Here is a 6,737-nt window from a genome sequence, read left to right as displayed (position 1 = left end):
TCCGGTGGATGGGTGAGGCGTCATCCACCCTACTGGGTTTGTAGGAGCGGGCTTGCCCGCGAAAGCGCTGGTGGGTTTCACGCAGGTGTTGCGGCTGAAATCGCTTCGCCGGCAAGCCGGCTCCTACGGGGGCAGACGTCTGCACCGCAGGCACGCGCATTTTTTCAACGAACACCGATCGTCATTGTGCGGTTTACGAGAGTAGCCATGGAAAGCGTCATCAAACAGAACCCCGCCAGCCCTTGGAGCCCGTTGCGCAGTAGCGTGTTTCGCTGGTTGTGGCTGGCCAGCATCGCCTCGAACATCGGCACCTGGATGCATGAGGTGGGTGCTGGCTGGCTGATGACCTCGCTGTCGGCCAGCCCGCTGGCGGTGGCCATGGTGCAGGTGGCGGCGGCCTTGCCGATGTTCTTTCTGGCGCTGCCCGCTGGTGCCCTGGCGGACATCGTCGACAAGCGTCGCTACCTGCTCACCGTGCAGTTGTGGATGGCCAGCGTGGCGGTGCTGCTTGCCAGCCTGACCTTGCTTGGCTGGATGAACGTGCCGCTGCTGCTCCTGCTGACCCTGGCGATGGGCATCGGCACCGCGCTGATGATGCCGGCCTGGTCGGCACTGACTCCGGAGCTGGTCGGCAAGGATGAACTGCCCGCCGCGGTGGCGCTGTCCAGCCTGGGCATGAACGTGGCGCGGGCCATCGGGCCGGCCATCGCCGGAATTCTGGTCAGCCTCAGCGGGCCCTGGCTGACCTTCGCCCTCAACGCCGTGTCGTTCTTTGCGGTAATCGCCGCGCTGTACGCCTGGAAGCGCACGCCCACGGTGAGCATCCTGCCGGCCGAGCGGCTGTTCGGTGCGGTGCGCCTTGGCGTGCGTTATGCGCGCAGTGCCAAGCCGCTGCAGGCCGTGCTGGTACGCACCCTGGCGTTCTTTGTCGGCGCCAGTGCCGGTATGTCGTTGCTGCCTCTGCTGGTGCGCCGCGAGCTGCAGGGCACGGCGGCGGATTTCGGCATCCTGCTCGGCTGCGTGGGCGCTGGTGCCATCGCCGGGGCGATGTTCCTGCCCAAGCTGCGTGAGCGGCTGCGTAGCGACCTGATCGTCGCCGGTGCCAGCGTCGCCTACGCCGCCGTGCTATTCGCGCTGGCCTTCATCCGCGATTTCACGCTGCTGATTCCGGTGATGCTAGTCAGCGGCGCTGCCTGGATTTGCGTGCTGTCGAACCTGCAGGTGGCCGCACAGACCTCGGTGCCCAGCTGGGTACGGGCTCGGGCGCTGGCGGTATATATCCTGGTGTTCTTCGGCTGCAGTGCCCTGGGCGGCATCGTCTGGGGTTCGCTGGCCAGCGAGTTCTCGCTGACCGTTGCCCTGGCTGGCGGCGGCACGATGCTGCTGCTCGGTGTGCTGCTGTCCTGGCGTTTCGAGTTGCCGGTCACCGCCGCCGAAGACCTGGCGCCTTCCGTGCACTGGCCCGCGCCGGTACTCAGCGCCGACATGGACCGCGAGCGCGGCCCGGTGATGGTCACCCTGGAGTACGACATCCCCGCCGAGCACGCCGCCGCGTTCAGCGAAGCCATGCTCGCCGTGCGTGCCATGCGCCGGCGCAACGGCGCGCTGTCCTGGGGCCTGCTGCAGGACAGCGAGAACCCGCAGCTCTGGCAGGAATTCTTCTTCGATGCGTCCTGGCTCGAGCACCTGCGCCACCACGGCCGCGTCACCGTCGCCGAGCAGCGCATCGAAGCCAACGCCCGGCAGTACCAGCGCGACGGCGTCGCCGTGCGCATTCGCCACCTGCTTGGCGTACCCATACCGCGCGCCCCGCAAACCCCTTTATCAAACACCCCTAACGCAACAGGAGTATCACCATGACCGTTCCCTACAAGCGCCTCAACAAAGATGACGCCGTCGTTCTGCTGGTCGACCACCAGGCTGGCCTGATCTCCCTGGTTCAGGACTTCAGCCCCAGCGACTTCAAGAACAACGTGCTGGCCCTGGCCAACTGCGCCAAGTTCTTCAACCTGCCGACCATTCTCACCACCAGCTTCGAGCAAGGCCCCAACGGCCCGCTGGTTCCCGAGCTGAAAGAACTGTTCCCGGACGCGCCGTACATCGCCCGCCCTGGCCAGATCAATGCCTGGGACAACGAAGATTTCGTCAAGGCAGTCAAGGCCACCGGCAAGAAGCAGATCATCATTGCCGGCGTGGTGACCGACGTCTGCGTGGCGTTCCCGACCCTCTCGGCCATTGCCGAAGGCTTCGACGTGTTCGTGGTCACCGATGCATCCGGCACCTTCGACAAGACCGTGCAGCAAGCTGCCTGGAACCGCATGAGCGCTTCCGGTGCACAACTGCTGAACTGGTTCTCCGTGGCCTGTGAGCTGCATCGCGACTGGCGCAACGATATCGAAGGCCTGGGCGCGCTGCTGTCCAACCACATCCCCAACTACCGCAACCTGATGACCAGCTATTTCACGCTGACCGCCAACAAGTGATGACATCCGGCCGCGGTGCTCGAGCACTGCGGTCGGCTTCTGGAGCACCTCTTTGAACCGTACCGATCTTCGCAAAGTCGACTTGCACCTGCTGGTCGTGTTCGAAAGCCTGATGCACGAGCGTAACCTCACGCGTACGGCGGAGAAGCTGTACCTCGGCCAGCCGGCGATCAGCGCGTCGCTGACCCGTCTGCGCGACTATTTCAACGACCCGCTGCTGGTTCGCAACGGCCGCGAGATGGAGCCCACGCCCCGTGCCCTGGAAATCTTCCGGCGCCTGCCAACGGCGCTGGATGGCATTTCCCAGGCGATCAGCGAAGTGAGGGACTTCGACCCGAGCAGCAGCACCGCAGTGTTTCGTATCGGCATGTCCGACGATGTCGAATGCGGCCTGCTCCCGCAACTGCTCGCCCACCTGCGCCAACAGGCGCCCGATTGCGTACTGGTGGTACGCAACGCCAACTTCCTGCTGTTGCCGGGCCTGCTCGCTACGGGCGAGGTGTCCATCGGCATCAGCTACACCACGCAGTTGCCGGCCAACGCCAAGTGCCGCAGCCTGCGCGACATCCGTGCCATGGTCATCCGCGCCGCTGACGGCTCGCCGCCGCTGAGCCTGGACGACTACTGCGCGCGGCCCCATGCGCTGGTGTCCATGTCCGGCGACCTGTGCGGCAACATTGACCAAGATCTGGCGCGCCTCGATCGCTCGCGCAAGATCGCCCTGGCGGTGCCGCACTTCAATGGCCTCGGCGCGCTGCTGCGCAACTCGGACATGATCGCCACCATCCCCGACTACGCCGCCGCAGCGCTGGTGCAGGGCGGTGGGCTGGTGATGGAAGAGCCGCCGTTCGAGATCGTCCCCGCGCAACTGACCATGGTCTGGCGCGCTGCCCAGGATATGGATCCCGCCGAGCGCTGGCTGCGTGAGCAGATCCTGCGTTTCATGGGCGTCTGATTCCGCCTTTCTGGCCGCGTGCCAGCAACACTTTAGTGTTGTGTTGAGACAGCCCTTGCGGGTCTGCCGCGCAGGCTCTCGTACCCTGATAATCGGCGTACGATTACTCACCCGACACCTGCCAGACATCCACGCCTGGCCGTGTCCCTCCGTGTTTCGAGATCCGCATGCCCACCAAGACCGTGGCGATTCTGCTCTTTCCCGACGTGCTGATGCTCGACGTGGCCGGCCCTATCGAGGTGTTTTCGGTCGCCAACCGCTATCTGCCCGAGAGCGATCACTACCGCATCGTCACCCTGGGGGCGTCGTCGCTGGCCGTGCGTGCCTCCAACGGCATCGTCATGCAGGCGGACCAGTTGGCCGAAGAGGCGCCGGTCGCCTACGACACCCTGCTGGTGCCGGGAGGCCCCGGTGCCTACAACTTCAGCCACCCACACCTGCATGGCTGGCTGCGTGACGCCGCTGCGGCGTCGCGTCGGCATGGCGCGGTGTGCACCGGCGCCTTCATCCTCGGTGAAGCCGGTTTGCTCGACGGCCATCGTGTGACCACCCATTGGCATTATCTGGATCGCCTGGCCAAGCGATATCCCAAGGCGCACCTGGAAAGCGATCAACTGTTCACCAAGGACGGCAAGCTGCTCAGCTCCGGCGGCGTAACGGCAGGCATCGACCTGGCGCTGTCGATCCTCGCCGACGACCACGGCAAGAAGCTCGCGCTGGATGTGGCCAAGGTGCTGCTGGTGGTGATCAAACGCCAGGGCGGCCAGGCCCAGTTCAGCCCGCTGTTGCCGCCGACCGGGCAGGGCGCCACGCCCCTAGAGCGGGTGCAGCAGCATGTATTGGATAACATCCACGAGCCCTTCAGCGTCGAGCAACTGGCCGAGTTGGCCGCCATGAGCGTGCGCAACTTCGCCCGGGTATTCACCCGTGAGCTGCAGATGACGCCCATGGATTTCGTGCTCAACGCCCGTATCGATCACGCCCGCAGCCTGCTGGAAAGCACTGACCTGCCGCTGAAAACCGTGGCTTTTCGCAGTGGTTTCGGCAGCACCCGGCACATGCGCCAGATGTTCGATAAACGCCTGGGGCTGACCCCGGTGCAGTACCGCCACCAGTTCGGCTGACCGCTGCCGGCATGCTGTGAAATGGCCGTGAGGCCCATGCCAGAGCGGTTCGCCTGTTGTCCGTGATGGGCACCTGTATGGCCGAATCGACACCCTATTACTGATGTCGCGCTGCCGGCGAACGGCGGAGAATGATTCTCTTATCACAGCAAGGAGCGGCGTATTGCCGACTGGTCGAGGCTCACTGGGTTCGGCTTGGCGGGGCGCTGAAACGGTCATGCACGATCTCGACACCGGTGGCGAAGACACAGTCCTGCGTTTCGGCCGTTTCGAACTGCACCCGCAGCGTCGCCTGCTGCTCGATGGCGACCGCCCTTTGCCGATAGGCGCCCGCGCGCTGGACATCCTGCTGGTGCTGGTGGAAAGCGCCGGCAAGATCGTCAGCAAGGAGGCCATCATCTCCCAGGTCTGGCCGAAGACCTTCGTCGAAGAGATCAACCTGCGCGTACACATCTCGGCTCTGCGCCGTGCCCTGGGAGTCTGCCCGCAGTCGCGGGACTACATCACCAACGTGCGCCAGCGCGGCTACAGCTTCGTCGCCTACGTCGAACAGGTCAGCCAGCGTACCGGCGATCTCGACCTGCAGCCCTGCGGCGTACCGAGCCTGCCTGGGCGGCCGGTACGCATCGAGGGCCGCGATAAGCTGATCGCCGAGCTGACCCGCCGTCTGCAGAGCCGCCGGCACATCTCGCTGATCGGCCCTGGTGGCGTCGGCAAGACCACCGTTGCTCTGCGCGTTGCCCAGCAGCAGCTCGGCAACTTCCGCGACGGTGTGCGCTTCGTCGACCTGGCGATGGTCAGCGATCCGGCTCAACTACCCACCGCGCTCGTTTCGGAGCTGGGCCTCGTATTACCGCCCGGTCAGGATGCTCAGGCCTTTCTGCTCGCCACCCTGGCGGATCGTCACATGCTGGTGCTGCTGGACAACTGCGAGCACCTGATCGACGCCTGCGCCGCGCTCTGTGAAGCCCTGCTGCAGGCTGCGCCAGCGCTGCGCATTGTCGCCACCAGCCGCGAGGCCCTGCGCACCCGCGAGGAGTACGTGCAGCCGCTGGCGCCGCTGGACATGCCACCGCTGGGCAGCCATTTGCGTCTGGCCGCTGCCTTGCGCTACCCCGCCGTGAAGTTGCTCGCTCGGCGCATCCGCGCACGGCAGTCGGGCTTCCGCCTGCGCGAGACCGACGTGCCGCGGGTCGTCGAACTCTGTCGGCGGCTCGACGGCCTGCCCCTGGCCATCGAACTGGCCGCAGCGCAGCTCGACGTCCAGAGCCTGGAAGGCATCCTCGCCCAGTTGGAAAACCACAGTTACCTGAGCCTGCTCGGCCGACGCACTACGCCGGCTCGCCATTCCAGCCTGATGGCCTCGCTGGACTGGAGCTACGCGCTGCTCGACGCGCACCAGCGCAACTGCCTGCACGGGCTGTCGGTGTGCGACGAATACTTCACCGTGGCCGATGTACGTAGTGCGCTGGCAGGGTTGCCGATCAGCGACAGCGAGCGCTGCGGTTCACTGTCACGGCTGGTCTCGTTGTCGCTGATTGGCCTGCGCCGCGACGGCGATCTGGTCTACTACCACATGCTCAACAGCACCCGTGCCTATGCCGCCGAGAAGCGTTGCCAGGCTGCCATCGTTGCGGCTCAGGTGCTGCCTATACCGGCTTAGCAGGCGAGCTGCTGAAGCATCGCCGTCATGGGGTTCGTAGCCGCCTGCTGACGCTTCCAGGCCAGCGGGCTCATGCCCATGCTCTTGGCGAATACCCGGCAGAAATGCGCCTGATCGAAGAAGCCGCAGTCCATGGCGATAGCCGTCAGCGACAGCGACGATTGCAGCAACATTTCCCTGGCCTTTTCCACTCGCTGCTGGCGCAACCACACATGGGGCGACAGGCAAGTGCTCTCCTTGAACTTGCGAGTGAAATGGCTGCGTGACAGGGCGCAGGCCTCGGCCACTTCGGCCACCGAAATGCCGGCATCCAGATGATCGAGCATCAGTTGCTTGGCAACATCCTCCTGCCAGGCGGTGAGCCTGCCGATCACGGGCGCGGCCACACGGGCGACGAGGGTAGGGCGGGGCTGTGCTGCTCGATTCATGGTGATGTCCGTATTCGCTGGCAGCGCCGCAAGAGCGCGGAACTGCGCGGCGTTGCAGGGAACGCCGCGGGCTATACGGATTGT

At 65.3% G+C, this 6,737-nt stretch carries 6 protein-coding genes; 5 read left to right on the top strand and 1 reads right to left on the bottom strand.

What is annotated here, in order from left to right:
* Positions 1-207: 207 nt before the first annotated feature.
* The 5 genes from ACZ3GY_RS15960 (at position 208) to ACZ3GY_RS15940 (ending at position 6,225) form a co-directional block, all read left to right on the top strand.
* Positions 208-1,860 carry an MFS transporter gene (locus ACZ3GY_RS15960; protein ID WP_465910972.1) on the top strand — a complete coding sequence of 551 codons (1,653 nt, stop codon included), beginning with the start codon at positions 208-210 and terminating at the stop codon, positions 1,858-1,860.
* Positions 1,857-2,483, top strand: coding sequence for an isochorismate family cysteine hydrolase YcaC (gene ycaC, locus ACZ3GY_RS15955; protein WP_225838612.1), 627 nt, complete (start codon positions 1,857-1,859; stop codon positions 2,481-2,483). Before ACZ3GY_RS15960 ends, ycaC begins: the two co-directional genes overlap by 4 nt.
* A 52-nt stretch (positions 2,484-2,535) precedes the next feature.
* Complete coding sequence (locus ACZ3GY_RS15950; protein WP_463562188.1) at positions 2,536-3,438, top strand: LysR family transcriptional regulator; 903 nt, start codon at positions 2,536-2,538, stop codon at positions 3,436-3,438.
* A gap of 167 nt (positions 3,439-3,605) precedes the next feature.
* The gene (locus ACZ3GY_RS15945; RefSeq protein WP_465910971.1) at positions 3,606-4,562 is read left to right on the top strand and encodes a GlxA family transcriptional regulator; all 957 of its coding nucleotides are present in this window, start codon (positions 3,606-3,608) and stop codon (positions 4,560-4,562) included.
* A 217-nt stretch (positions 4,563-4,779) separates the two neighbouring features.
* Positions 4,780-6,225 (top strand): ATP-binding protein, encoded by a 1,446-nt coding sequence (locus ACZ3GY_RS15940; RefSeq protein WP_465910970.1) that lies wholly within the window; start codon positions 4,780-4,782, stop codon positions 6,223-6,225.
* Here the strand turns inward: ACZ3GY_RS15940 and ACZ3GY_RS15935 are convergent.
* A complete protein-coding gene (locus tag ACZ3GY_RS15935) occupies positions 6,222-6,653 on the bottom strand; it encodes a helix-turn-helix domain-containing protein (protein WP_465910969.1) in 432 nt (143 codons plus the stop codon). The genes ACZ3GY_RS15940 and ACZ3GY_RS15935 overlap by 4 nt on opposite strands.
* Between the last annotated feature and the right edge of the window lie 84 nt (positions 6,654-6,737).

This window comes from Pseudomonas sp. PME37.24/006 (assembly GCF_055556635.1).
The sequence above is the reverse complement of the archived record's forward strand: the minus strand, read 5'-3'. Positions and strand labels throughout refer to the sequence as shown.

Coding starts and splice junctions, on each gene's coding strand:
- ACZ3GY_RS15960 (WP_465910972.1), top strand. CDS start 208: ATGGAAAGCGTCATCAAACAGAACCCCGCCAGCCCTTGGAGCCCGTTG.
- ACZ3GY_RS15945 (WP_465910971.1), top strand. CDS start 3,606: ATGCCCACCAAGACCGTGGCGATTCTGCTCTTTCCCGACGTGCTGATG.
- ACZ3GY_RS15940 (WP_465910970.1), top strand. CDS start 4,780: ATGCACGATCTCGACACCGGTGGCGAAGACACAGTCCTGCGTTTCGGC.
- ycaC (WP_225838612.1), top strand. CDS start 1,857: ATGACCGTTCCCTACAAGCGCCTCAACAAAGATGACGCCGTCGTTCTG.
- ACZ3GY_RS15935 (WP_465910969.1), bottom strand. CDS start 6,653: ATGAATCGAGCAGCACAGCCCCGCCCTACCCTCGTCGCCCGTGTGGCC.